Raw genomic sequence first — 25,874 nt, 5'->3', positions numbered from 1 at the left:
CGTGGTCAGGTCCCCGCGCACACAACAACTCCTCCTCGGCGTGCTGGCGGTGCTGTTGGCGGTCAGCGGCGTCGCCTTCGCGTCGACTGCCGGCGCACAGGTGTCGTGGCAGCAACGGGACGCCATCGACATCCAGGCGACTGAGTTCCGCGTCGTCGACGGCGACGAACCCACGGTCGAGGCGACCGTCGAGGTTCGCAACCCGACGAGCGTGCCGATAGTCGTGCGTGCCTCGGGCGTCGTCCTGTACGAAGCCGTCGCCGCCGAGGGCAACGCGCTGTCGACACCACGATCGGAGCGGCTGGCCGACGGAGCCGCCACGGTGGGCGCTGGAGAAACCGCGACGGTCACGCTCGTCGCCGACCTCACCCCCGAAGACGTTGAGCCGACACGCACCGCAATCGAGGAAGACCGGGCCGTGCTGTCCGGTTCGTTCCTCGTCGAGATACGAGGCCGCAACGCATACGTCGATGTCTGAGGAACGCCCCACGCTGTTGGCCGCGTTGAAACGCCCCGCCGAAGCGTCGTACGGGACGCGACGCGAGCGACTCGCCTCCGCGAGCATCGTCGGCGTCGCGACCGGAGCGCTCGGCGCGATGGCGACGTACGCGCTCAGGCTCCAGCTGATGGCCCCCGAGTGGGCGACGACGACCGCGATGGGGCTGTGCGTCCTCGTGTCGGGCGTACTCGTGAAACTGCTATGTGAGCAGCTCCGAACGAGTCTGCAGGCGCTGGTCGTCTCGACGGTCGTCGGGGCCGTCCTCGCGTTCGCGACCGCCATCGCGCCGTACTACCTGCTCGACATCTCGACGCTCGGCGGATTCGCGCTGCTGCCGGTGTTTCGCGACGTGATTACGTTCCTCGTGTTCGGGCAGGTGCCGTTGCAGATTACGGGCTATCTGCTCGCAATCGTCTACGACGGCGCGACATCGTAACGAGTCCGCACCGGAGCCCTCGCGGTTCACGGCTCGATTCTCACTCGGTTCGCCACGGAACAGTCGCTCGTACCGACGACGACAAGCATTTGCCCCGTCGGTCGGTACGCCAGCCTATGTCGAAGGACATCCCGACGGAGGAGAAGTCGATTCGCGAGCGGGGGACGTACGCGAACGACGGAAACGACCCCACGCTCGCCTCCTACCTCTCGTCGCTGTTCTTCCTCCTGTCGGTTCCGGCGCTGGTGACGGCCGCCTACGGCGGCTACTGGGCCGGGTTGTACGCCGAGTCGGCCGTCGTCCCCGCATTCGCCGGGCTACTCGTCGCGTCGCTGGCGGGCGTGTTCGGCATTATGCACTACCGAACCGGCTGGTAGCGTCTCAGTGGACGGTGTGGGCGGAGCGGTTGTACCGAATAGAACGACTGCGAAGCGACTGTGACTACGCTGTGACGGTCAGTACCACTTGTCCTTGAAGACGCACTCGACGGGTTCGGAGACGACGTTGGTGAGCAACGCCAGCGTCACGAGGCCGACGGCGCCGTCGTACGCCGCGGGGTCGGTTTCGTCGTCCCAGCCAGCGATGCCGACGCCGAGTTCTGTGTGCCAGTCGAAGGCGGTGACGAGCCACTCGTCGGGGAGGGTTCGGTCCTCCTCGTCGGCACCGTTGACGAGTCGGAACACGTACTTGAACGTCGTGTCCTCGCGCGTCGAGAGGTCGTCACCGGCGTCGTAGCCGGGGACGTTCGGCGTTCCGAACAGTTGGACCAGTCGGTACAGCGCGGTGCCGATGTCGTCGTGTGCGCCGCGTTCGGTGGGGTCCGGGTCGAGTTCCACGTACACGTCCTCGCGGGACTCGCGGAGGTTCACCTCGCGGAGTTCGGCACCCTCGTCCTGTCGGGCGGTTATCTCCTCACGGGCGACGGGGACGAGCGTGAACTCCTGGAGTTCCTTCGCTGGCGGTGCTTGCGGGTGATCGCGAATATCGACCGCCATCGTTCAGTACGCGAACCCCATGAAGCCACGCCAGCCAGCGTAGCCGATGAATATACACACGATGCCGGTTCCGATGACGACGATCGACTCGCTCTCGGAGATGCCTTGGATCCCGTTCAGATCGAAAAAGAGCGTGACCCCGACCATCGTGAAGATGTAGCCGAGCACGAGTCCGAGGATCATCACGCCGAGTGAGGCGACCCCCAGCGGACCCTTCAACGGATCCGGGACACGGTTTCTCACGGACATTCGTGAGTGCACGTGTGGATTCCCGGGTCTTAACTCCCTCGCTACGCGGTGCCACACGCCAGCAGATCCGAGCCGGTTCGGGTCACTCGTCGTCTCGCTCGCGTCTGCGGGCTTCCTCGCCCGGCGCGCTGTCGCCGAGGGGGCTCATCGCGGGATCGAACTCGGAGTCGTCGCCGCTTGGACTGTCGCTACTGCCGTCATCGTCGCGGTCGAGCGACTGTGACGGCGAGTCCGACGGGGACTGGCCGCGTTTGTGTTCGCCACGCTCGCGTGCATCGCTGGTGAGCGCGTACTGTTCGGCGACGGGTCTGCGGGCGCGGTAGCCGATGGCGATGGCGACGACGCCCGCGACGCCGTAGACGACGACCGGTGTCGCGGTGTAGCCGAGTTCGCCGGTGACGACGGTCAGGTGAAGCGCCTGCCCGACCGAGAGCGCCCCGACGACGAGCATCGACGTACTCACGACGCCGAGGAAGCGAGTCGAGACCATACACGAGTCTGAGGGAGCGCCGCTAAAAAGGGTCGTGGGGTCGCGCCGCGTGCCGCGAGTTATCCGTCGCCCAGTGGGTCGGTGACGACGACTTCGCCGTCCTCGACGGTGACGTTGATGAGCGTCTTCACCGAGTAGTCGGTGTCGTCGAGTTTGTTCGGCCCGGCTTTCTTGATGACGGCGACGACGTCGACCACGTCCGCGCCGATGTGGGTCAGCGCGTCGAGGATGCCTTTCATCGTGCCGCCGGTCGAGAGCACGTCGTCGAGGACGAGCACCTTGTCGCCCTCGTACACGTCGTTGATGTACATCTCGCCCTCGGAGTAGCCCGTCTCCTGTTGCAGGGCGACCTCGCCGTCGAGGCCGTACTCGCGCTTGCGGATGACGACCAGCGGGATGTCCGTCATCAGCGACAAGGCGGTGGAGATGTGGATGCCCATCGCGGCGGGCGTCACGATCTTGTCGACGTCCTCGATTTCGGCCTTCCGGATGATCCGGATGACGATCTCACGGAGGAGTTCGGGTTCCAGCATCGGGACACCGTCGCTGATCGGATGTACGAAGTACTGATACTCGCCCTTCTCGATGATCGGCGCGTCCAGCAGGGACTGACGCAGGCGGTCCATGTCGCCGGTACCGCTAGCGGAGTAAAAAGCGCGGCGAAACACGCGCCATCGGGTCATCCTCCAGACGGGATTCGGACGCCCGCGGCTACGCGACGAACGCGATCGAACTCGCAGCGATTGACACGGTCACGCGGATGCGTGACCCAGAGAACGTGTGACCGGCCGCGCCGGCCACGAACGCCCCTCAGACGAGGAGGAAGAGCGCGATGACGACCAGCAACGCGACCAACAATACGCTCGTCCCGAACCCAGCGCGGAGGTCGACGCCAGTCTGTTCGTTCGCGCCGTTAGTCGCCGCCTCGTCGCTGCCGACCACGTTGGCGACGCCGAGTCGGTCGAGCGTTCCCGCCGGGTCTCGAACGGCCCCTGCGACGGCGCTCGTCACGGCGACCGTCGCGCGGTCGACGGCCGCGTACAGTTCTGTCGTCCCGACGACGAGCGCCCGCGTTCCGTAGAAGCCCGCCCGGTTGTACAGCGCGTCGACGTCGGGGACGCGCCCGACCTTCGCGAGCGGCTTCTTCAGGAGGACGAACCCGACGACGCCAAGCGCCGCGAGGATCAGTCCCTCGGCGACGTGGCCGACGGTGAAGGTGGTGTACTCGAAGCCGCCGACGTCGGGCAGGATGGCGAACAGCGCGGGCGGGTAGATACCGAACACGACGCACGGGATGGCGACAGCGACCATCGCGAGTTTCTGCCCGACGTTCGCGGGCCGGACCTCACCGTCGTACTCGCCGTGGAGGAACACGTAGTACCCCAACTTGATGAACGAGAGGAAGGTTCCGACGCCCCCTGCCAACAGGAGATACCAGATGATGTCGTAGTGCTTCTTGTGAGCGGCGGCGAGCACCATCCCTTTCGAGACGAAGCCGTTGAACCCGGGGAAGCCCGCGATAGACAGTGCCGCGATGAGGAACGCGACGGCGGTGAGCGGCAGTTTCCGCCAGAGGCCGCCCAGGTCTTCGAGGTGCTCCTCGCCGGTCTGGTAGATGACCACGCCGACGGTCATGAACAGGAGGCTCTTGTAGAGGATGTGGTTGAACACGTGGCCGAACGCGCCGGCGGTCGCGAGTGCGCTCCCGAGGCCGACGCCGGCGATCATATACCCCACCTGCGACTGGATGTGGTACGAGAGGAGGCGGCGCATGTCCCCCTGCAACAGCGCCATCGACGCGCCGAAGACGGCCATCAACGCGCCCATATACGCGACGGCGAGTTGCCCGTCGGGGAACGCGCGGAACATCCCGTACACGCCGGTCTTGGTCGTGTACACGCACAGGAAGACGCTGGCGGCGATGTGCGGGCGCGGATACGTGTCGGGCAGCCACGCGTGCAGGCCGATGAAGCCGACGTTGACCCCGATGCCGACCGCGGCGAGGACGGGGGCGACCGTCCCCGCGAGGCCGTCGCCGGTGAACAGGAACGTCCCCGTCTCGACGTAGTGCCAGATGATCGCACCGAGTAGGAGCGTCCCGCCGACGCCGTGCAACAGCGCGTAGCGGAAGCCCGCGCGGACGGCGCGGCCGCCGTAGTGCCACACCAGCAGCGTGCTCGTGACGGCCATCAACTCCCAGAAGAAGATGAGCGTGAGCCAGTCACCCGCGAAGACGGCACCGAGACTCGTACCGACGTACCCGAGCGCGAACGCCGTCTGTCGTGGGTCCGCCTTACTGGCCCACGAGTACAGCACCGCGACGGCGCCGATGAAGCCGAAGACGACGCCCATCAACTGCGAGAAGCCGTCGACGTTGAACAGGACGGCGTCGAAGCCGAACAGCAGCGTCTGGAAGTGTTGGCCCGTCGGGACAAGCCACACGTACGGGACGACTGCTGCGAGGACGAGTGTCGCGAGCGCGTGACCCGAGCGCCGACCCAGCACTGCGACCAACAGCGCGGCCGTGAGGACGGGAACGAATGGCGGAATCACCGGATCGACCATCAGACGCTCACCCCCGTGACGCCGCTGACCACGAGACGGACGACCCGGAGGAACACCGCCCCGTCGGGGACGATACCGAGGACAATAGAGCCGAGCGCGACTGCCAGGATGGGGCCGAGCATAAACCACGTCGACTCACCGCCGGTCCAACTCCGCCGGTCCCACACACCCTCGCCGGGGCCGTGGGCGTGACCGTGGTCGTTCTCATCGCCGTGCGTACCGCCGTCGGCGACGGCATCGGGGTCGCTTCCGGCGGTCCCCTGCGCGACGGCTGCGCGGCCCCACGCGAACCGGCCGCCGAGCGGTCCCTCGATCAGCGGCTTCTCGTCGCTGTCCTCGGGCGTCTCGAAGAACGCGGTGTACACCACCGGCCAGAAGTAGCCGATGTTCATCACGCCCGAGACGAGCAACGCGACCGCGAACAGCGTCTGTCCCGCCGACACCGACCCGATGAGTAGGAAGTACTTGCTCACGAACCCGGCGACCAGCGGAATCCCCGCCATCCCCGCGGCGGCGACGGCGAAGGCCGTCATCGTCAGCGGCATCCGCTTGCCGATGCCCGCCATATCGGAGATGTCGTCGGTGTGCGTCTCGACGTGGATAGCCCCGGCGGCGAAGAACAGCGTGATCTTCATGAAGGCGTGCGCCGGGATGTGGAGGAGGCCACCCACCAGCGAGGTGGGAGCCAACACCGCGAGTCCGAGTACGATGTAGGACAACTGGCTCACCGTCGAGAACGCGAGACGACGCTTGAGGTTGTCCTGTCGGAGCGCGATGATCGAGGCGACGATGAGCGTGAACGCCGCGACCGCCGCCAGCGGCAGGCCCATCCCGAGGTCGCCAACCGTCTCAGGTCCGAACACGTCGAGGACGACGCGTGCGATGCCGAAGACGCCCGACTTCACGACTGCGACCGCGTGCAGCAACGCCGACACGGGCGTCGGCGCGACCATCGCGTCGGGGAGCCACGAGTGCAGCGGCATCAGCGCCGCCTTCACGCCGAATCCGGCCGCCAGCAGCGCGAACGCCAGACGAGCGACCAGCGGGTCGGCACCGGCGAGGCCCGCGATGCCGCCGGGCGTGAACGCGACGGTGCCGGTCATCCAGTAGACCAGCGCCGTGCCTGCGAGGACGGCGACGCCGCCGCCGAAGGTGTACGCGAGGTACTTCCGGCCGGCCGCGCGTGCCTCGTCGGTCTCGTCGTGAGCGACGAGCGGGTACGTCGCGACCGTCAACAGTTCGTAGAAGACGAACAGAACGACGAGGTTCGAGGCGAACGCCACGCCCATCGCCGCCGAGAGACTCCCCGCGAACGCCGCAAAGTAGCGGGTCTGTGAGTGCTCGTCGAGACCGCGCATGTAGCCGATACTGTAACTGCTGGTGATGATCCACAGGAAACTCGCGAGCAGTCCGAACAGGACGCCCAGCGCGTCCGCCTCCAGCGCGAACCGGATGCCCGGGAGGAACGCCCCGAGGTCGGTCACGTACGTGTCGCCCGCCAGCACCGCGGGCACCATACTCGCGACGATGGCGAACTTCGCCAGCGCCGCGAGCGCGGTCCACGACTCGCGGATGTTCGGCCGACTCCCCGACAGGAGGATGGGGACGATGGCGACTGCGGAGACGAGCACGGCGGCCAGCGGTCTGAGTGACGTAATATCGGTCATGAGAGGAGCACCTCGATAGTGGGCGCGAGTGCAGATTCGTACGCGGGCACGGCAGCCGCGAGCGCGACGGCCAACAGCGCCGCCGCGACGACGGCGGCGTACATCCCGGGCGAGACGCCGTCGGCGTCGCCGAGACCAGCACCGCCGTCGGCCAGCGCCGTCGCGTCGGGGGCCGACGCGGGCGCGTCACGGAAGTACATCCGTTCGAGCAGACGCGCGAAGTACGCGAGCGTCAGCAGCGTCGACAGCAGGATGACGACCGCGAGCCCCCACGCGCCCGCCTCCAGCGTCCCGAGGACGATGTACCACTTCCCGAGGAAGCCGATGGCCGGCGGGACCCCGACCATCGCGAGGACGAGCACGCCGAACGCACCCGCGGCGACGGGCAGCCGAGCGGCGAGGCCGTCGTACTCGCGAACCGAGCGAGCGCCGGTCGCCGTCGACACGAGGCCGGCGGCGAGGAACAGGCCGCCCTTCATCACCGCGTGGCCCACGAGGTGGACCGCGAGGCCGACGAGGGCGGTGCCGTTCGTCACGGACAGGGCCGCGACGATGAGGCCGAACTGCGACACCGACGAGTACGCGAGCATCCGTTTGATCTCGGTCTGTGCGACGGCCAGGAGGCTCCCGACGACGATGCTCACCGTGGCGACGACCGCGAGCAGCGTCTGCGCGAACGGAACCGCGTCGAGGAACTCCGGCGTGAACACGGTGAGCACGATTCGGACGAGCGCGTACGCGCTGACCGTCGAGACGAGCGACGCGATGAGCGCACTCACGGAGTCGGGCGCGCCGGCGTACGCCTCCGGCTGCCACGTGTGCAGCGGGAACATCGCGACCTTGACGAACAGGCCGACGACGATGAACGCGAACGCCGCCCGCACGAGCGGAGAGGCGTATCCGACCGCGGCGAGTTCGGCCGCGAGGTCGGTCATATTGAGCGTCCCCGTGGCGATGTACGCGTAGCCGACGCCGAGCAGGTACAGCGACGCGCCGAACGTGCCCACGAGGAGGTACTTCAGGCCGGCGACCGCCGAGCGTCCGCCGTCGCCGCTGGCGACGAGTGCGTAGGCAGTCAGGCCCGTAATCTCGAGGAACACGTAGAGATTGAACGCGTCGCCGGTGACAGACATCCCCGTAAGACCGGCGACGAGCAGGAGGTACGTCGCGTAGAAGCGGTTCGAGTGCGGGCCCGCCTGCCGGGCGTACGCCAGCACGCCGAGTGCGACGACGGCGACGAGGACGATCATCGCAGCCGAGAGACCATCGACGTACAGTTCGATACCGAATGGTGGCTGGAAGCCGCCGACTGCGTAACTGATCGGCGCTCCCGAGAGCACGCGCCAGGCGACGGTCGAGGCCATCCCGACCTGCACGGCGAGGGCGCCGGCGGCGGCGTACCAACCCGTCTCCTCGCGAGCGATTCCCGCGAGCAGGGCGGCAAGCGACCCCAAGAGGGGTACGACCACCAGCAGCGGTATGAGGTCACTCACGCTCGCTCACCCCCTCGATGAGGTCGGCACGAAGCGTGCCGTACTCGCTGTAGATGCGGACGATCAGGCCCAGCGCCACTGCAGTGAGGCTCACCCCGACGACGATGGCCGTCAGGATGAGCACGTGCGGTAACGGGCTGACGTACGGCGCTGGCTCCGTGAGCAGCGGGGCCGACGCGCCAGTGATGTACGCGGAGGCGACGAAGAACAGGAAGATTCCGACTTGGAAGACGTTCATCCCGATCACCTTCTTCACGAGGTTCCGGTCGCCGATCAGCATGTACGACCCGATCCCGATCAGCAGGAACGCCGCCACGAAGTAGCCACGCTCGGCGATGGTCTCTATCATTCTTCCACCTCCTCGTCGTCGACACCATTGTCGGTGCGGTAGCCGGCGGCCAGCGCGAAGAACAGGCCGACGACGGTTCCGGAGACGATGATACCGATGCCGACTTCGACCAGTTCGATCCCGTACTTGGTCGCCTCGTACACCGGAATGACCTCGTACTGCAGGAACGCGCCGTTGAACACGAGCGCGAGCAGTCCGATACCGGCGAACAGGAGGACGCCGGAGACGACGACGACCGTCAACAGCGACGAGGATATCCACTCACGCGTCGGCCCGATACCGAACGCGATGGCGACCATCAGGATGACCGTCCCGACGATGACGCCGCCCTGGAAGCCGCCACCTGCGGAGTCAGCGCCGTGAAACATCACGAACGCGCCGAGCGAGAACACGAACGGGGCGACGATGCGAACCGTCGCCATAATGATCGGGCTCTCGACGTATGGGCGTCCGGACCGGTCCGAGTCGACCTCGAGGCGGTCGTTGCGGTCGGCGTCGGTCGCGGAACTCATTCGAGCACCCCCCGGTCGAGCACGACCAGCAGTCCGATAAGTGCGGCGAACACCACGACTGCCTCGCCGAGGGTGTCGAACCCACGGTAGGCAGCCAGCACGGCGGTGACGGCGTTCTCGACGCCGGTCTGCTCGTAGGAGTTCGCGAGGTAGTACTGGGTCACTCGCGAGGTCGCCACCGGCGTCGACGACGATCCGATCGGCGGGAGTGCCGACAGTGTCGTTGCCAGTGCGGCGACGAGCAGCGCCGAGACGCCGAGCGCCGGAACGTTGATGTCGACGAACAGGTCGTCGCCCGGCGGCCGGACGGTCTTGGCGATGGTCAGCAGGAACAACACCGTCGTCACGCCCGCGCCGACTGCCGCCTCGGTCAGTCCCACGTCGGGAGCGCGAAGCAGCAGCCAGATGACGGCGACGCCGAGGCTGTATCCGGCGAACGCGATGATCGCCGCGAGCACGTCTCGGAGCAGTGCCGTCGCCACCGCCGTCACGAGGACGAACGCCAAGAGGACGAGTTCGATGGGCGTCATCGGCGCTCACCCCCGTCGGTGGCTGGGTCACCGGTCCCGTCTGCGGCGTCGCCAGTCGGTGCGTCCGCGTCCGCCTGCGTCGCCTCGTCGGCGTCGTCGACGGTCCACGGTTCGATACCTTCCTCTGCGGCCGCCCGGACGATGGCGTGGGCGGCCGTCGGATTGGTGATGAACATAAAGAGGATCAGCAGGCCCAGTTTCAGCGTGTCGGCGTCAACCCCGAGGGCGACGGCGGCGGCAGCGAATGCGAGCACCGCCCCGAGCGTGTCGCTCTTCGAGGCGCTGTGGGCGCGGGCGTACAGGTCGGGCAGTCGGATCAGCCCGATGGCCGCGACGGCGGCGAAGAACAGCGATCCCGCGAGTAACGCGATCACGGCCACTTCACGAATGGTGACCATCTACAGCACACCCCCGCGTTCGACGGTGAACTTCGAGATGGCGATGCTCATCAGGAAGTTCAACAGCGCGTACACAAGCGCGATGTCGAGTGCGCCCGGCGTGTCGGTCGCGGCCGCAAACAGCGCGGCGATCACGACCGTGTTCGAACCGACGACGTTCATCGCGATGACGCGATCTTGCATCGTCGGTCCCTTGACGACGCGGTACAGCATCACGATGGAGATGAGGACGAACCCGGCTGCGGTCGCCAGCAGGGCGTCGGTGATGAGCGTCATTCCTCACCCCCCTCGCGTTCGTTTCGGGTCGGCTGCCGGGCGGCAGACCGCCCGTAGAAGACGAACCGGACCGCCCGTTCCAGACTCCCACTGAGCAGGTCTGTCCGCGACCCCTTCGTGAGCGTGTGAATGGTGAAGTGTCGACTCTCCACGTCGACGGTGAGCGTCCCCGGCGTGAGGGTGATGCTGTTGGCCAGCGTCGCCACCGGCAGGGTCGACCACACGTCGGCGTCGAACTCGACCATCTCCGGGTCGATCGGAAGCGAAGGGTGGAGCACGACGTACGCTATCTGGAGGTTGGCGACTGCGATCTCGTACAGCAGGTACGGCGCGAACAGGCACAGCCGTCCGAATTGGCCGAGGAGGCGACGCGGACGCACCGGCCCCGTCAGCGAGATGTGCCACAGCGCCGCCGCCACGACGGCCGCCGAAGCCGTCCCGGTGACGAGATTGTACGTCGACAGTGACCCCGCGAGGAAGAGGTAAAATCCCAGCGAGAGGCCGAACAACAGGAGGAACTGCCCGGTTCCGGATCGACGGACGAGCCGAGTCCGGCGCGTCTCGCGTTCGACCGGAGCCTCCCGAACGTCGAGGCCGGTTCCTCGGATCTCCCACTCTAACGCTGGCAACAGGGGCGTCGACCCACTCGGGTAGTAATCGGGGTCGAGGACGACCGACTCGATCCCTCGGCTCTCGGCGTACTCCGCGATGGCGTCGGCGTAGTCGCCGGGGCTGAACAGGTACTCGTCGGCACCGATGATCGCCGTCTCGACGGTGACCTGATGGTCGGTGTCCTCGAGGTCCTCTGTGACCCAGAGTTCGATCCGTTCGAGCAGCGCGGTGGCGGTGTCGCGCTCGCCTCCCAGCCTCCCGCGGCTAGTGAGCGGAAACACGAAGTGGATCGTCGCCGGTTCCCCGGACTCGACGGCGCGGCGGACGACGTGGCCCACCGTGTTGCGGAGCGTGTTCGACTCCTCAACGGGGACGAGGACGTGTCCGGCGGTCACCGCGACCACCGTTCTGCCGGCGTGTCCCCCCCGCCAGACGGGCGAACGCATCGGTAACTGGTTGCTGTCACGGTCTGTTGAAAGAGCCTTCGGGTGAAAGGAGCAAAAACCGTTGTGATCCGACGAGGGCGGCGAGGAGCGCCGAATCCGACGACTCGGTTCGGGTCACTCGAACTCCTCGGCCAGCGTCGACGCGACCCGAAGCCCCAATCCGAGCTTCGACCCGGTGTACGCCGTGTGATCGTCGCTGGCGACGAACAGCGCGCGCGTCCCCGCCTCGCCCATCACCGACGCGTCGTTGGCGACGCAGAACGCGAGACCGACTCGCTCGATCGTCGCCCGTGCCTGTGCGATCAGGTCGTCGTCGTCGCCCTCACTCTCGGCTTTGAACCCGACGAGCGTGAGGTCGGGGTACGTCTCTCGAACGGCGTCCAGGAGTTTCCGCGTCGGCGTCAGTTCGATGGTGAGCGACTCTTGCCCCGACCGGATCTTCTCGGCGGCGGCCTCGACGGTGTAATCGGAGATAGCCGCCGCCGACACCAGTGCGTCGGCGTCCGCGCAAGCGTCGATCGCCGCGTCGGTCATCTCGGCGGCCGACTCTACGTCGACCACGTCGGCGTAGGGAACGTCGTCGGCGCCGACGCTGCTCGCGTCGTGAAGGAGCGTCACGTCCGCACCACGGGCGGCGAGTGCGCGAGCGACCGCCCGGCCCGTGCGCCCGGAGGCGCGGTTCGTGAGGACACGCACGGTGTCGACCGCCTCGCTGGTCGCGCCCGACGTGACGACGACGTGCCGACCGTCGAGGGGGCGGTCACCCGCGGCACGGGCGGTTGCGGTGACGATAGCCTCCTCGGTTGCGATCTTCGCTTTCCCCTCCTCGATGCGCGGGTCGACGAACTCGACACCCCACGACTCGACGCGGTCGATGGCGTCGAGGACGCCCGGGTGGTCGTACATCGGTTCGTGCATCGCGGGGGCACAGACGACCGGGACGCCAGCGCCCAGGGCGGTCGTCGCGCAAGTCGTGACGGGCGTGTCGTCGACCGCAGACGCGATCTTTCCGACCGTGTTCGCGGTCGTCGGCGCGAGGAGGAAGACGTCGGCCCACCCTTCGCGTCCGCACAGTTCGACGTGTTCGACGCGACCGGTGATCTCCGTCACGACATCGTGTTCGGTGGCGAACTCGACGGCCCACGGGTGGACGATGCCGGTCGCCGCGTCGGTCATCACCGCACGGACCGACGCCCCGTGGCGACGGAGTTCGTGCGCGAGTTCGACGACTTTGACCGCCGCGATGGAACCGGAGACGCCGAGGGCGACGTTGGTGTCGGCGAGGAGGTCGCTCATTGGGGCGTCCTTGGACGGTCCCGGTCGTAAATCCTCGCCGTCCGGTGACGCCGTGGTCGAGTTCTCAGCCGATCACTCTTCACCGCCGCCACCGCCGCCGTCCTCGTACCACTCGGGGTCGACGCGTCCGAGGTCGTCGTCGACGAGGCTCGGGTGCGTGCGCTGGCGGTCGGGGTGTGGCTCCGCGAAGTACTCGCGCATCGTCTCGCGGGCCGTGGCGGCACGTCGCTCCTGTTCGGCGGCGGTGATCTCTTCACAGCCAGGGGGAACCTCCCGCCCGCGGTCGGTGAAGTAGCCCTCGGGGACGACCCAGTCGTGATAGAATGGTATCTCGGTGTCGTGAATCAGGGTGATCGCGGCCTCCGCGCCGTGGCCCGCGGCGACGACCGCCTGGTGGTACTGCTCCGCGAGTCGCCCGGCGGCGTACACGCCGTCGACGGACGTGCGACCGAGGCCGTGGTCCTCGACGTAGCGCTTGCTGCCCGCCTCGCGAATCTCGACGCCGAGGCCGTCGAGGTAGTCGGCGTCGGCCCACGACGCGGCGACGACGCGGGCGGCGGTGACGCTCGTCTCGTTGTCGAGTGCGGCGGTGAACGCGCCGACGCTCCCGGTGATCCCTTCGACTCGTCCGGTGCGAACCGTCGCGCCGTTGTGCTCGGCCTGATCGCGGAGCATATCCGCGAACAAGCGAGGGTTGACACCGGCAGGGAAGCCGGGAACGTTCTCTAGGTGGGCGTTGCGGCGCAGGATCGACTCTTCGCCAGCGACGACGAGGGTGGCGAGGTCGGCGCGCGCGAGGTACGTCGCAGCGGTGAGGCCGGCGACGCCGCCACCGACGACGAGAACATCGTAGTCAGCGTTCGTGTCGAGCGTGGTGGTGAGCATACCCGTCGGGAGTCCGCGATTCGGCAAAAGCGTGCGGAAGCGAGATCAGTCGTCGTCGCTCGTGGTCAGCGTCTCGGCCTGTCGCTTGCGTGCGCGTTCGACGAACTCCTCAGGGAGCGACTCGATCTCACCCGCCTGCACGCCCCACAGTTTGGCGTACAGGCCGTCGTCGCGAAGGAGTTCGTCGTGGCCGCCGCGTTCGACCACCTCGCCGCCCTCCAACACGAGCACCTCGTCGGCGTCTTTCACCGTCGAGAGACGATGGGCGATGACGAACGTCGTGCGGTCTTCTGCGAGGCGGTCGAGACTCCGCTGGATGAGCATCTCCGTCTCGGTGTCGACGGCGCTGGTCGCCTCGTCGAGGACGAGGATCGCCGGATCCTGTAACATCACGCGAGCGATGGAGAGTCTCTGGCGCTGCCCGCCGGAGAGTTTCACGCCGCGCTCACCGATCCGGGTGTCGTAGCCTCTCGGGAGATTCTGGATGAACTCGTGGGCCTCCGCGGCTTTCGCGGCCTCCTCGACCGACGCTTCGTCGGCGTCGAACTGGCCGTAGCGGATGTTCTCCCCGACCGTCCCGTCGAACAGGAAGGTGTCCTGACTCACGTAGCCGACCGACTCGCGGAGGCTCCGCAAGGACACCTCGCGCACGTCGTGGCCGTCGATTCGGATCGCGCCGTCGGTCACGTCGTACAGGCGAAGCAGGAGTTTCAGCAGGGTCGACTTACCCGCGCCGGTCGGGCCGACGAGTGCGACCGTCTCGCCGGCGTCCACGGCGAAATCCACGTCGTGGAGGATCTGTTCGCCCTCGTCCTCGTACGCGAAGTCGACGTGGTCGTACTCGACGTCGCCCGCGACGTCGGTGAGGTCGACGGGGTCGTCCACCTCCGTCACCTCGCGGGGGATGTCCTGCAGGCCGAACACGCGCTCACAGGAGGCTTTCGCGTTCTCGTACTGGGAGACGATGTTCGACACCTCCGCGAGCGGCGTGACGAACCGCTGGGTGAGGAACAGGAAGGTGACGAAGGTTCCGGCCTGCAGTTCGCCCGACAGCGGACCGGGGCCGGACCCCGTCACGATCCAGAGCCCACCGACCACGAACGTCGCAGCGAACGCGATGCCGGCGAACAGTTCCATCCCCGGGCGGTAGACGTAGTTGAGGCGCAACATCGCGAGCGTCTTGCGGAAGTAGTCGTAGGAGGTGTCCTCGACGCGCCCGGTCTCGTAGTCTTCGGTGCCGGTCGTCTTGACCAACTGGATGCCGCCGAGGGCGTTCTCTAAGCGGGTGTTCAGGTCTGCGACGGCCTCGCGTTGGGCGGTGTAGCGCGGTTCGACCGCCTTCATAAACCAGTAGGTGAACAGCACCATCCCGGGGACGACGACGAGCGTGACGGCCGCCAGTTGGGCGTTCCGCTCGAACAGGACGATGCCGATACCGAGCAGCATCACGCCGAGGCGGACGGAGTTCTGGAGGGCGTCGTCGAGGAAGCGTTCGAGGTTGGTCGCGTCGTTGTTGAGGACGGACATCACCTCGCCGGTCTGCTTGTCGTCGAAGAACGCCATCGACAGGTCCTGCATCTTCGCGTACGAGTCCGTCCGCACGTCGTGCATCACGCGGTGGGCGAAGTTGTTGGCGGCGATGCCGTACACCCACGTCAGCGCCGCGGTGACGGCGAACGCGCCGACGATGAGCCACGCCGAGAACCAGAACTGCACCTCGTCGGGCGCGTTCGTCGGGAGCCACGCCGCCGGCACCAGCGGCAGCGTGTACGGCGAGTCGCCGGTGAAGGCGGCGTCGATGGCGACACCGAGCACCAACGGTGGGAGGAGGCTAGACCCCCGGGCGATGACGTTCGCGGTCATCCCGACGACGAGCCACGGCCACTTGTCGAGTCCGTACTCCGTGAACAGCCGATACAACGGCCGGTCGACTCGGTCGCGATAGACGTCGAAGGCGCTCTCCTCCTCGGCGCTCATTATTACGAATCGAAACCGACGCCTGCACCTTATGCAGACCGGTCGCGGTCGGAGACTCAGCAGTGATACTCGGGGGGCTATTCCTAAACACGTCGCGTCGAAGGGACGGGTATGACTGGTGCAACGGGCCGGGGCGCGTCGTCTCCGAGTCCGTCCGACCACGCGGCCGAGGCCGAACGAGCGGCGGCGCGTCACGCCGACCTGCAGGCGTTAGTCCTCGACGCATCGACGACGCTCATCTCTGCGAATCCGGACGAACTGCGCACGAAACTCGAGTGGACGCTCAGTTCGGTCGCGACTGGCCTCGACGCCGAGTACGCGGCCGTGTACGTCGACCCGGATGGGGAAGACACCGACGTGAGCGAGTTCGAGCGCCGCTACGACTGGAGCGACGGCGAGACGAGTGATGACGACGCGGCCGACGAGGTCACAGACATCGCCCCCTTGCTCACACAGGTTCGCGAGGACGGCGTCGTTCGATTCTCGCGGGCGTCCGGGTCGTCGTACGACGCACCGACCGACCTCCGAGTCGGCGGCGTCGACGTCGAGAGCCTCCTCGCCGTTCCCATCGTTCGCGACTGGGAACTGTGGGGGGCGCTGGTGTTCGCCGGCCCCCAACCACGCGAGCAGTGGCACGATCAAGAAGTGGTGCTGGTCCGCTCGCTCGCGGATATGATCGCGAACTCGTTGGCTCGTGTCGAGCGTGAGCGCCGACTCGCCGCGCAGAACGAACGCCTCGAACAGTTCGCCAGCGTCGTCTCGCACGACCTCAGGAACCCGCTCAACGTCGTGATGGGGTCGCTGGAGTTGGCCGAGGAGACCGGCGAGGCCGCACACTTCGAGCGGGCCCGCCGCGCCACCGACCGAATGGACGGTATCATCGACAACGTCCTCGGCCTGGCCCGCGCCGGCCAAGACATCGGTGAGACGGCGTCAGTGCGTGTCGGGCGCGTCGCTCGCGACGCGTGGGACACCGTCGACACCGGGACAGCGTCGCTGTCAGTCGACGGGCCGGGCGTCGTCGACGCAGACGAGACCAGACTGTCGGACGCACTCTCGAACCTGTTTCGCAACGCCGTCGAACACGGCGGCGAAGACGTGACTGTGACTGTCGCGGACCGCCCCGATGGATCTGGGTTTTACGTAGCCGACGACGGTGGCGGCCTCCCGGGCGACGCCGAGATGCTCTTCGAGCGCGGTACCACCGGTGAGGACGACAACACCGGTATCGGCCTCTCTATCGTCGAACAGGTGGTCGAAGCGCACGGGTGGTCGGTCGAAGCAGGGGAGAGTTCGACCGGCGGCGCTCGGTTCGACATCGTCGTCGAGGAGTGACAGCGACTCTCTGGACGCTACCCGAATAGCCACAGTACCGGCCCCAGCGTCGCGACGGAGACGGCGGTCGTCACGAACACGTTGAACGAAGCGAGGTCGGGGTCGCCGCCGAGCGCCGACGCGTAGACGAACGTCGAGACGGCCGTCGGCATCGCGAACATCACGACGCCCGTGCGGACGGTCGCTGGCGCGGCCCCGAGGAGCGAGAACACGCCGAACGCTACGACTGGCATCGCGAGGAGTTTCACCCCCGCGACCGCACCGACCGTCGCACGGTCCACCGTCGTCGACTCCAGCGACAGCGACCCGCCCACCGCGACGAGGGCGACCGGGAGTGCCAGCGACGCCAGCGCCGACAGGCCAGCAACCGCGAGCGACGGCGGCGACCACCCGACTGCGGCGGACCCGAGACCCGCACCCAACGCGAGCAACACCGGATTGCGCGCGAGCGACCCGAGTTCACCCGACAGCGACGCGTCGGCGTCGTTGACCGCCGAGAGGACGACGACGGTCGCCGGCACTTGGACGAGTGCGCCGACGCCGAGGACGACGCTCGCCTTCCCGGCTTCGACCGCGCCCGCGCCGAACGTCGCTGCGACGACCGGGAGACCGAGGAAGCCGAGGTTGGTGTGGTACGACTGGACGACGGCAACGCTTCGAGTCGCCGCGTCGGGGCGGTGGCGGTGGACCGCCCACGCGCCGACGAGTCCGAAGAAGATGACGCCGACGACGCCCGCGACGAGGCGGGCCGAAAGTACCTCCCCGAGCGACTGGTCGAACGTCGCGGTGTACACGAGAGCGGGGAGCGCGACGAGAAACGCAAGATCCGTGAGTCGGTCGCGACGGGTCGGCGTGAACACGCCCGCGCGCCGACCGGCGACGCCGACCGCGAGGAGCGCAAGCATATACGCGAGGTTCGAGGCGACGGACACGGAGTCGTCGGTGCTCGGTGGGGCCCTCGAATGACGGTTGCGTTTCTCGCCGACCACGGGCACGTCGTGCGGGAGTCATCAAGAGTGGCTCATCCCGCACAGATGGCCCGCGTGCGACGGAGTGCTCGCCGGATCAGGCCTCGCCGCGGACGGCGGCCGCGAGGTCGGCCCGCGAGAACAGGTCGCCGGAGAAGCGTTCGGGGAAGTACAGCGTCGCGAAGCGTTCGAGGTTGAACAGGTGCTGGAGCGGCCCTTGGTAGATGGGGCCACCGCGGAACACGCGCCCCTCCTGAACAGCCGTCAGTTCGGAGGCCACGTCGTGGTCCTGCATGAACGAGACGACGGAGTCCTGGAATTCCTGTTCGGTCTTGCCCTCGTGGCCGCGAAGCAGGATGGAGTCGGGGTCGACCTGCAGCATCGTCTCGTAGTCGATTTGGCCGCGGTCGTTCGTCGACAGCCCCGAGACGCCGGTGCCCGAGAGGGCGTCCGTGATACCCAGGTCGCGGAACTGCTTCTTGTTCGTCCCCTTGTCGGAGAGGCGGTACGGGTAGAACTGCTCGGGTTCGTCGCTCGCACCGAAACACAGCAGGGCGTTCGGGCGGGCGTCGGCGCTCGGGAGGTTCGCGCCGACCTGTGCGACCGTCTCGTCGTGGATGGCCTTCACCGCCTCGTAGCGGTCGACGCGGTCGAACACCTGCGCGACCTTCTCGAATGCGTCGTACAGCGAGTAGTAGCGGTACTCGTGCCACGGGTCGGTCCGCCGGAAGATGGTGTTCCCGACGAACGGGCCGACGTCCTCGACGACGGTGTCGATGTCCGACCGCTCCAGTTTGAAGTAGCCGTTGTTCAACAGCCACTGCGGGTCGATGAGGTGGACGTCGCTGTCGAGTTCGTAGAACAGTTCGCGGTCGATAGCGTAGGAGTCACCGAGCAGTTGCGTCGGCTCCTCGGTCGCGGTGACGCCGTCGAGTTCCGCGAGGTGGTCGGTGTAGTAGCGGGCGGTGTTGCCGACCGCGAGGAGGTCCTCACCCTTTCCGAGCGCGGTGCCCATGTCTGCGTATCCCGACTCGTAGGCGGTGAACGTCTCCGGCACCTCGTCGAAGGTCACGTCGCCGACGGGAGCCATCGACACAGTGTAGGAGGTGTCTTCCGGCGGTGCCGTCGTGGTGGCGTCCGCCTCGGTCGTCGCCGCGTCCGATTCCGTCTCGGTCGCTTCCTGGTCGCCCGAGGAACCGGTACAGCCAGCGAGTGCTCCGGTTAGCGCTGTGCCGCCCAGTCCGACGAACCGTCTTCGGTTGATGTCCATATGTTTTCGGCCACCCTAAACCAAGTTAAGGCCTTCGGATTTTAGGTCGCCCGAAATAAAGATCCGACCCAATCTGTTACAGTCGGGTCACACTCGTCGGGCGATCTGATCGGCGACGGCGTCGCTTCGGTGCCCACACCGCGTGACGAGAGCGGTCCCGACGTGGAGCACGGGGAACACCTCGTCGAGCGACCCGTAGAGGTAGCGGACGACGGCCCGGTGGGTGCGGTCGGAGGTGGCGACCCCGCCGGCGGGCCCGTGAAGCAACGACTGTCGCGCCTCCAGCGCATCCTCGCATCGCTCTCGAACACGTTCGAGGGTGTCGTAACGTTCCCGGAGGTCGTCGAACTCGAGCGCGAGGAGGTTTCGGTTCGGGACTCGATCCGTCACAGCGACGGCGTTCTCGAACACCTCACGGGCCGCGGCGACGCTGTCTGCCTCCGTGTCCAACACCGCCTCCATCGCGTCGAGTTCCTCGCATCGCTCTCGAATGCGCGACAGAAGATGATCTCTGACCGCCTCGGTGAACCGTGTGTTCGGCTGTGAGAGGGCCCGAGCAACGTCTGCGTCGAACTCCGCCTCGATAGTCTCCACGAGCGGTTCGTCCGCCTCGATAGTCTCCACGAGCGGTTCGTCCGCCTCGACGTCTGCGAGGCTGTGGGACCGGATGAGCGCCGCGAAGCGCTCTCGCACCCGTTCGACGCCAGATGTAGCGGTCGAGGCGGCGTCGGACGGGCCAGCAACCGCGATCGGTCCGTCCACGACGCCTAGCGAGCCACCCCCACGACCCGCAGGGAAATCGTCCAGCGGCGTCTGGCACACCTCTCGACGGAACGTCTCGTACGCTTCACGCTTCTCGACGACAGCCTCTCGTTCGCTGCAGAATCGTGTCTCGGCTGCGTTCAACGGGTCGAGCAGTCGATGCCCCGTCATCTCGGCCGCACCTCCGTCAGTCCGGTCGACTCGCCGTTCGCGTTCGTCTCGATCGTCGCCCGCCACGTCTCCTCGGCGGTCGGGGCAGCGTCCGTGACCACGACGCCGGTCGCCGATGCGTGGGCAAACAGGCCGACGACGACCGGGAGCGTCACAAGCCGTGCGTCGTCGCCGTCGGCGAGGGCGTACCCGTCGAGTTCGACCTGCCACCGTCGCGCACAGTCGTCGCCGTCTGTCCGCGACGACGAGACTGTGTACGACCGAAGTAACTCCGCCGATCGCAGGCGTTCGAGGACTGCCTCGGCGGGGTCACCGTCGCGCGAGTCGGTCGCCATCCGCGAGCCAGCGGTACGGAGCACTGCGAGTCGCTCGTCGGTGTCGAGGCGAGTTTCCAGTTCCGTAGCGATGCTTCGAAGCAGTTGTAGACAGAGGTCGTCCGGATCGTCGACTGCCTCTGCGGCGTCGAGGTACTCGTCCATAATCGCGTCTTGAAGGGCGAGGTGTGGCGAGTCCGCGATGGCCTCGAAGACGACGCCTGCGACGGTGTGGCAGAACTCCACCGCTGACCGGGTCGGATCGGCATCGCCGACGGAGGCCATCGTCGGATCGGTAGCCTCGGACGGCGTAACCGACTCTCTCGGCCGCGTGCCACCCGGACACTCCACGGCGACTAGGTCGCACACTGGGACCGACGGATCGTAGCGTCGTAGTGCCGCCCGATACTGTTCGGCGCATCTGATCGCCGCTCGCGCGACCTCACGGCGCTCGAACGCGAGGCCGACGACCGGTATCGGCGTCGCTCCCGTCCGGGCACAGCAGATCCGGTAGGCTCCGTCGGAGTTCGCGAGCGATTCGATGTGGCGACGGAGGTCACAGAGCGTGGTTCCGATCATGGTGTGGCGTCGGTGGCGGGTTTGGGGTGTGTCGATTTGGCTGACAGCGACTACGCCCGGGTCCCGTCGACCGGGGCCGTGACGCGCCGACGGCGTCCAGAGTGGTCGACCGCGATCACAGATCCCCGTCGAGGATGGCACGCACGCGGTCGCGGTCGAACAACTGCTCCTCCTCGGGGACGTCCAGCGGAGCCTCGAGGTCGACCGCGCCGAACTCTTCGGGGTAGAACAGGCGGGCCGTCAACTCGGTCTGGAACGCGTTGACGAGTGGGCCCTGTTCGGCCGTCGGGCCGGGCAACACTCGCCCCTCCTGGACGGCGGTGAGTTCGCTCCCCACGTCGTGGTCTTCCATCGGCGCGACGAACTGCTCGCGGAACGCATCGGCGTCGAACGCGCCGTCACCGCCGAAGGTCACCGACCCCGTGGTGATGCCCCAGTGGACGAGGATGAGGTCCGGGTCGACTTCGACCAGCGTCTCGTAGTCGGTCAGCCCGTACTGTCCGGTTTCGACGCCGGCGAAGGCGTCGGCGTCGACCAGCCCGAGGTCGCGGTAGGGCTTCATCTCGTAGCCGTTCTCCTCGAGATAGAGCACGTAGAACTCGCCGTTCCCGGGTGAAGAACCGCCGTTGATCAGTCCGATCGAAGGCGGCTCGGGGTCGTCGGGAAGCCGTGACTGCAGTTCGGCCTGTACGTCCGCGTGAAGGTCGAGCCAGGCGTCAACCCGCGCCTGCTCGTCCAGAACTGTGCCGACCTTCTCGAACGCCTCCAGCATCGATGGAGCCCGTTGGGGGTACCCCATCTCCTGTTGCCACTCGGCGCGAAAGCGACGGTTGAGACAGCCGAAGAACGGCGCGACGTTCGATTCGATCTCCTCGATGTCGGAGTCGTCCCAGTTGCTGTCCCACGCCTGGATCAGGTTGGGATCGATGAAGAACACGTCCGGATCGTGCTCGTAGAACACCTCCTTGGGCATCCCGCCGTCCTGCCACAGGGGCGGCCAGTCGTTGTCGTAGTCGATGTCTAGCGGATCGTAAAAGAGGGTGGGCCCGCTCAGCCGGTTCGTCTGAAGCTTGTCCGCCTGCCCGAGCGAGACAACCATGTCCGCCCACGCCATGGAGTAGGTCGTCACGGACTCCGGAACTGACTCGAACTCGACCTCTCCGACTGGGAACAATTCAACGGAGTAGCTGCTGTCTGCTGCCGAGGTCGTCGTCTCGGTCACGGTGTCGGCGGACGTGGACGTCGCCGTCTGATCACTGCCGCTCGTACACCCGGCCAACAGCCCACCCGCAACGATCGACGATCCGTACTTGGCAAACTCCCGGCGCGTCGGGGGTCGATGGCGTGCTTCGTCGTCTACCATATTTTTAGGCTCACCTAAAACAATATAACTCCATCGGATTTTTGGTCAGCCAAAAAGCGCGCAGTCGGTCGAATGTGGGCCCGGCGCTCAGTGGCGCTCGTCGGCGCTCGCGGTGTCGGCGTCACAGCGGTACTCACGGATTGCGTCGTCGTCCATCGCGTCGAGCAGTTCGGCGGCGTCGTGTGCCTCGACGACTGCCTCGGTGTCGAGTGTCGCAGCGAGCGCACGGTGGCCGCGTTCGGTCCGTTCGGCCACCTCGTCCTCGGAGACGTATGCCGCGCGCCCCTCGTCGAGGAACGCCTCGCGGACCCGTCGGAAGCGGTCGGAGTCGGTGTCGACCGGCGCGTGGTCGGCGTGGTGGTCGTCGAACCACTCGACCCACCGCTCGCGCTCGGCCCACTCGCCCGACAGCGACGCCTCACGGCGCACCCAGTCGACGCCCTCGGCGGCCTCGGGCCACCAGCCGTCGTCGACCCGCACGTCGGCGACGACTCGTCGGGCGACGCGCGCACCGCGTCCGGCCGCGGCGACCGCCTGCAGATCCGTCTCCTCGGCGGGCGAGGCGACGTACAACCCCTCGACCGGAGTGGTGCCCTCCTCGTCGGCATAGTCGCGAGCGAAGTGCTCGTGCGCCTCCTCGCCGTGGTCGTGGGTCACGAACATCGCCTCGTCGTCGTCGAGACCGCGGAGGAACTCCCCGTCGTAACGGGCGGCCGCGACGACGCGCGTCGCCGTCACCGGGTCGCCCTCTTGGGGCGTCACGAGGAACCCACCGTCGGTGTCGTCGTCCCGGTCGCGTCTGTCGTCGTAGTCGCGTCCGCCCTCGGCATCCGCTGCCGCTTCGCGCCGCTCGACCGACTCCACGAGGTCGTCGACCAGCGTCGCACCGGCGGCCGCGAGGTGGTCGTGCAGTAGGTCGGTGAACGTCTCGACGTCGATGCCGTCTGGGAAGCCAGGGTAGTTCTCCAGATACGCACACTGCGCGATCGACGACCGGCCGCGGTCGTAGACGGCCGTATCGAGTCCCTGTCGGGCGGTGAACACCGCGACAGCCGTCCCCGCGGGCCCGCCGCCGACGACGAGGACGTCGTAGTCTGCCATCCTCACTCGGCTCCGGCGACGATGTTTGCCACGCGCTCTCGGTCGAACAGCCGTTCGCCCTCGGGAATCTCCGGGTACGGGTCGCCCGCCGTGTAGCCGGGCCACTCGCCGAACCGCTCGGGGTACAACTGCTTCGCCGTCATCTCCAACTGGAACAGGTTCATCAGCGGCCCCTGCACGGGGTTGCCCGAGGGGTAGAAGCGGTCGTTCTGGATCGCGGCCAACTCCCCGCCGACGGGGTCGTCGGCGATGGTCTCGCGGATCGATGCCACGTCGTAGTAGGAGGCGATGCCGAACTGGTGGAGGATCACGTCGGGGTCGACCTCCAGCAGCGTCTCGTAGTCGTACGTCGTCCCGAACCCGGCGTCGGTACCGGTGAAGGCGTCGGTCGCACCCAGTGGCCGGACGTGTGCGTTCGCGAAGCCGGGAGCGTTGATCTTCGAGGGGTAGAACGTCCCGTCGAAGAAGATGAGCGCCGCGACCGATGGTCGCTCGGACGCTGGCGGGAGGTTCGACTCGATGTCGTCGAGCATCTCGTCGTGGACGGCCGCGAGTCGCTCGTACCGCTCCGATTCTCCGAACAGCGTGGCGACCCGTCCGGCGATGTCCCACAGCGTGTAGTACTCGTAGGTGTCGCGCCACGATTCCGGCGGCTCACCGTGCGTTCGACTGTAGGTGTTGCCGAACCACGGCGCGACGTTCTCGGCGACCTCCTCGACGTCGGCGGGGTCCCAGCCGTCGAACGAGTCGACGAGCGCCGGGTCCATCAGGTGGAGGTCTGAGTCGAGTTCGTAGAACAGTTCCTTCTCGACGCGTATCTCGCCCGACCCCGTGTTGAGTTGGGTGAGGTCGTCGTAGTCGAAGTCGACGCCGTCGAGTCGCTCGTAGTACGCGTCGAGCGTGTTGCCGCCGGCGGCGGCGTCGAAGCCGAGCGAGTTCACCGCGTCGCCGTAGCCGTACGCGACGGCCATATCGGCGTACAGGAGGCTGTAGACGGAGACGCTCGACGGTGGGTCGTCGAGCGACACCTCCCCGACGGGAGCCATCGACGCCGCGTACGCCGGCTCCGGCGTCGCCGTGGCGGTCGGAGACGCCGTCTCGGTCTCGCTCGTCGTCAGCTGATCCTGCGACTCGGTCGCCGCCGAATCGTCTCCTCCACTCCCCATACAACCGGCGAGCAGGCCGGCGGCGAACACTGCGCCGCCGTACTTCGTGATCGCCCGGCGAGTTGGTCGCGTCGCACGGTTGGAGTCGTCGCCCATACAATTTCGGGCAGCCTAAACCAGTAAACCAGTTTCGGTTGTCCTAAACTACTGTCAGAGCGGTGACCCGCAGGAGGGGCACACGGGCGCGCCGTCCGGGAGGTCGCCACCACAGTGGGGACAGGGCCGTTCGTCGGTGCGACGGATCGCTTCGACGACCGCCTCGCTCGTCGATCGCACACCGTCGACAGTACCGAGCGAGTCTGGTCCGAACGACGACTCGGGGGCGTCGTCGTTGCTGTCGACGCCACAGCCAACGAGGCGGACACGAGCGAACCCCGTCCGCGCGGCCTCGAACCGGTAGCCGTCCGCCTCGGCGTCAGCCGAGGGGGCGAGCACCGAGGGCTCGACGACGTCGCTTCCCTCAGGTCCGAGGACGCCGAGTAGTTCCGCCGCGCGACCGCGCACATATGGACTTCCGTCGTCGAGTCGGTCGACGACCAGTGACCGGACCGGGTCGACACGCTCGGGGCGCGCACAGGCGACCGCCAGGATGGCGGTGAGCAGGTGATACCTGACGAGTTCCTCGTCGTCGTCGAGGTGGTCTGCGACGGTCTCCACGCGGTGCGCGAGGCGGCTTGGGTCACCGACCGCGATCCGTTCCAGCGCCCGGGCGAGTTCGGTCCTGACCTCTGGTTCGTCGAAGGCCAGTCCGATCGTCAGGTCCGCGAGCACCGCAGGCGTCGCGGCCTCTTCCGGGTGCTCGACCGCGACAGCACCGACCGTCTCGGCCGCTCGCGCCCGGACAAACGAAAGTTCCTCGTCGTCTGCGAGTCGGTCCGCGACGGCCGGGCAGACGGGAAGGACGCTCGCGGGACCCTCGGCGGCGACCGCGGCGAGCAGTTTCACCGCGGCGAGCCTGATTGGTCGCCTCTCGTCGGTGAGGAACGCCGCGACGTCGTCCACGAGTGGAACGAGCAGTTCGGGGTTCCCGTCTGCGACTGCGCGGAGGCGACGGAGGGTGCGCTTGCGCTCTTCGGGAGCAGCGTCGCGTCGCGCGTCGAGGGCGCTCGCCGCCTTCGCCGGGTCGCCGGCCTCGAGCGCCTCTGCGGGGTCGAGGTCGGTCATCGTCGG

General features: G+C 67.4%; 27 protein-coding genes and 1 pseudogene. 4 read left to right on the top strand and 24 right to left on the bottom strand.

Features of this window, described 5'->3' with window-relative positions:
* The first annotated feature begins 1 nt into the window (after position 1).
* The 3 genes from P0D77_RS11425 to P0D77_RS11415 all read left to right on the top strand — a co-directional run bounded on the left by P0D77_RS11425 (position 2) and on the right by P0D77_RS11415 (position 1,312).
* Complete coding sequence (locus tag P0D77_RS11425; protein ID WP_277553202.1) at positions 2–478, top strand: hypothetical protein; 477 nt, start codon at positions 2–4, stop codon at positions 476–478.
* On the top strand, positions 471–935 hold the full coding sequence (locus P0D77_RS11420; RefSeq protein WP_277553201.1) for a hypothetical protein: 465 nt from the start codon (positions 471–473) through the stop codon (positions 933–935). Before P0D77_RS11425 ends, P0D77_RS11420 begins: the two co-directional genes overlap by 8 nt.
* Positions 936–1,051: 116 nt before the next feature.
* Positions 1,052–1,312, top strand: a complete 261-nt coding sequence (locus tag P0D77_RS11415) for a hypothetical protein (protein WP_277553200.1) — start codon at positions 1,052–1,054, stop codon at positions 1,310–1,312.
* A 78-nt stretch (positions 1,313–1,390) separates the two neighbouring features.
* On the opposite strand, the gene P0D77_RS11410 is transcribed toward P0D77_RS11415, so the two are convergent.
* The 16 genes and pseudogenes from P0D77_RS11410 to P0D77_RS11335 form a co-directional block, all read right to left on the bottom strand.
* Positions 1,391–1,930, bottom strand: coding sequence for a hypothetical protein (locus tag P0D77_RS11410; RefSeq protein ID WP_277553199.1), 540 nt, complete (start codon positions 1,928–1,930; stop codon positions 1,391–1,393).
* A 3-nt stretch (positions 1,931–1,933) separates the two neighbouring features.
* The gene (locus P0D77_RS11405; RefSeq protein ID WP_277553197.1) at positions 1,934–2,179 is read right to left on the bottom strand and encodes a hypothetical protein; all 246 of its coding nucleotides are present in this window, start codon (positions 2,177–2,179) and stop codon (positions 1,934–1,936) included.
* A gap of 82 nt (positions 2,180–2,261) precedes the next feature.
* Positions 2,262–2,669: a hypothetical protein gene (locus P0D77_RS11400; protein WP_277553196.1), complete on the bottom strand. Its 408-nt coding sequence runs from the start codon at positions 2,667–2,669 to the stop codon at positions 2,262–2,264.
* A gap of 59 nt (positions 2,670–2,728) precedes the next feature.
* The gene (gene hpt, locus P0D77_RS11395) at positions 2,729–3,295 is read right to left on the bottom strand and encodes a hypoxanthine/guanine phosphoribosyltransferase (protein ID WP_277553195.1); all 567 of its coding nucleotides are present in this window, start codon (positions 3,293–3,295) and stop codon (positions 2,729–2,731) included.
* 184 nt (positions 3,296–3,479) lie between these two features.
* Positions 3,480–5,234, bottom strand: coding sequence for a Na(+)/H(+) antiporter subunit D (locus P0D77_RS11390; RefSeq protein ID WP_277553194.1), 1,755 nt, complete (start codon positions 5,232–5,234; stop codon positions 3,480–3,482).
* Entirely contained in the window at positions 5,234–6,901 is a 1,668-nt protein-coding gene (locus tag P0D77_RS11385) for a cation:proton antiporter (protein ID WP_277553193.1), read from the bottom strand. Before P0D77_RS11385 ends, P0D77_RS11390 begins: the two co-directional genes overlap by 1 nt.
* Positions 6,898–8,394, bottom strand: a complete 1,497-nt coding sequence (locus P0D77_RS11380) for a monovalent cation/H+ antiporter subunit D family protein (protein WP_277553192.1) — start codon at positions 8,392–8,394, stop codon at positions 6,898–6,900. Before P0D77_RS11380 ends, P0D77_RS11385 begins: the two co-directional genes overlap by 4 nt.
* Positions 8,387–8,743, bottom strand: coding sequence for a cation:proton antiporter subunit C (locus P0D77_RS11375; RefSeq protein ID WP_277553191.1), 357 nt, complete (start codon positions 8,741–8,743; stop codon positions 8,387–8,389). The genes P0D77_RS11380 and P0D77_RS11375 overlap by 8 nt, the downstream gene beginning before the upstream one ends.
* Positions 8,740–9,255, bottom strand: a complete 516-nt coding sequence (locus P0D77_RS11370; RefSeq protein WP_277553190.1) for an MnhB domain-containing protein — start codon at positions 9,253–9,255, stop codon at positions 8,740–8,742. Before P0D77_RS11370 ends, P0D77_RS11375 begins: the two co-directional genes overlap by 4 nt.
* On the bottom strand, positions 9,252–9,785 hold the full coding sequence (locus P0D77_RS11365) for a DUF4040 domain-containing protein (protein WP_277553189.1): 534 nt from the start codon (positions 9,783–9,785) through the stop codon (positions 9,252–9,254). The genes P0D77_RS11370 and P0D77_RS11365 overlap by 4 nt, the downstream gene beginning before the upstream one ends.
* A 68-nt stretch (positions 9,786–9,853) precedes the next feature.
* Positions 9,854–10,183, bottom strand: a pseudogene (mnhG, locus tag P0D77_RS11360) (monovalent cation/H(+) antiporter subunit G); the annotation flags it as partial.
* Positions 10,184–10,459 carry a cation:proton antiporter gene (locus P0D77_RS11355; protein ID WP_277553187.1) on the bottom strand — a complete coding sequence of 92 codons (276 nt, stop codon included), beginning with the start codon at positions 10,457–10,459 and terminating at the stop codon, positions 10,184–10,186.
* On the bottom strand, positions 10,456–11,517 hold the full coding sequence (locus P0D77_RS11350; RefSeq protein WP_277553186.1) for a monovalent cation/H+ antiporter subunit E: 1,062 nt from the start codon (positions 11,515–11,517) through the stop codon (positions 10,456–10,458). The genes P0D77_RS11355 and P0D77_RS11350 overlap by 4 nt, the downstream gene beginning before the upstream one ends.
* Before the next feature lie 114 nt (positions 11,518–11,631).
* A complete protein-coding gene (gene coaBC / locus P0D77_RS11345; RefSeq protein ID WP_277553185.1) occupies positions 11,632–12,813 on the bottom strand; it encodes a bifunctional phosphopantothenoylcysteine decarboxylase/phosphopantothenate--cysteine ligase CoaBC in 1,182 nt (393 codons plus the stop codon).
* A gap of 72 nt (positions 12,814–12,885) precedes the next feature.
* On the bottom strand, positions 12,886–13,698 hold the full coding sequence (locus P0D77_RS11340; protein WP_277553184.1) for an FAD-dependent oxidoreductase: 813 nt from the start codon (positions 13,696–13,698) through the stop codon (positions 12,886–12,888).
* 45 nt (positions 13,699–13,743) lie between these two features.
* Positions 13,744–15,675 (bottom strand): ABC transporter ATP-binding protein, encoded by a 1,932-nt coding sequence (locus P0D77_RS11335; protein WP_277553183.1) that lies wholly within the window; start codon positions 15,673–15,675, stop codon positions 13,744–13,746.
* Between the two features lie 111 nt (positions 15,676–15,786).
* On the opposite strand from P0D77_RS11335, the gene P0D77_RS11330 reads away from it, so the two are divergent.
* Positions 15,787–17,010, top strand: a complete 1,224-nt coding sequence (locus P0D77_RS11330) for a sensor histidine kinase (protein WP_277553182.1) — start codon at positions 15,787–15,789, stop codon at positions 17,008–17,010.
* A gap of 17 nt (positions 17,011–17,027) precedes the next feature.
* On the opposite strand, the gene P0D77_RS11325 is transcribed toward P0D77_RS11330, so the two are convergent.
* The 8 genes from P0D77_RS11325 to P0D77_RS11290 all read right to left on the bottom strand — a co-directional run bounded on the left by P0D77_RS11325 (position 17,028) and on the right by P0D77_RS11290 (position 25,868).
* Positions 17,028–17,942, bottom strand: coding sequence for an AEC family transporter (locus P0D77_RS11325; RefSeq protein WP_277553181.1), 915 nt, complete (start codon positions 17,940–17,942; stop codon positions 17,028–17,030).
* 133 nt (positions 17,943–18,075) lie between these two features.
* Complete coding sequence (locus P0D77_RS11320) at positions 18,076–19,248, bottom strand: ABC transporter substrate-binding protein (protein WP_277553180.1); 1,173 nt, start codon at positions 19,246–19,248, stop codon at positions 18,076–18,078.
* A gap of 87 nt (positions 19,249–19,335) precedes the next feature.
* Positions 19,336–20,181 (bottom strand): DUF7260 family protein, encoded by an 846-nt coding sequence (locus P0D77_RS11315; RefSeq protein ID WP_277553179.1) that lies wholly within the window; start codon positions 20,179–20,181, stop codon positions 19,336–19,338.
* On the bottom strand, positions 20,178–21,074 hold the full coding sequence (locus tag P0D77_RS11310) for a DUF7551 domain-containing protein (RefSeq protein ID WP_277553178.1): 897 nt from the start codon (positions 21,072–21,074) through the stop codon (positions 20,178–20,180). Before P0D77_RS11310 ends, P0D77_RS11315 begins: the two co-directional genes overlap by 4 nt.
* A 115-nt stretch (positions 21,075–21,189) precedes the next feature.
* Positions 21,190–22,437, bottom strand: coding sequence for an ABC transporter substrate-binding protein (locus P0D77_RS11305; protein WP_277553177.1), 1,248 nt, complete (start codon positions 22,435–22,437; stop codon positions 21,190–21,192).
* Between the two features lie 87 nt (positions 22,438–22,524).
* On the bottom strand, positions 22,525–23,538 hold the full coding sequence (locus P0D77_RS11300) for an NAD(P)/FAD-dependent oxidoreductase (RefSeq protein WP_277553176.1): 1,014 nt from the start codon (positions 23,536–23,538) through the stop codon (positions 22,525–22,527).
* Between the two features lie 2 nt (positions 23,539–23,540).
* Positions 23,541–24,800 (bottom strand): ABC transporter substrate-binding protein, encoded by a 1,260-nt coding sequence (locus P0D77_RS11295; RefSeq protein ID WP_277553175.1) that lies wholly within the window; start codon positions 24,798–24,800, stop codon positions 23,541–23,543.
* 54 nt (positions 24,801–24,854) lie between these two features.
* A complete protein-coding gene (locus P0D77_RS11290) occupies positions 24,855–25,868 on the bottom strand; it encodes a hypothetical protein (protein WP_277553174.1) in 1,014 nt (337 codons plus the stop codon).
* Positions 25,869–25,874: the final 6 nt, after the last annotated feature.

It is taken from the genome of Halobaculum limi (genome assembly GCF_029490015.1).
Taxonomy (GTDB): domain Archaea; phylum Halobacteriota; class Halobacteria; order Halobacteriales; family Haloferacaceae; genus Halobaculum; species Halobaculum limi.
The sequence above is the reverse complement of the archived record's forward strand: the minus strand, read 5'-3'. Positions and strand labels throughout refer to the sequence as shown.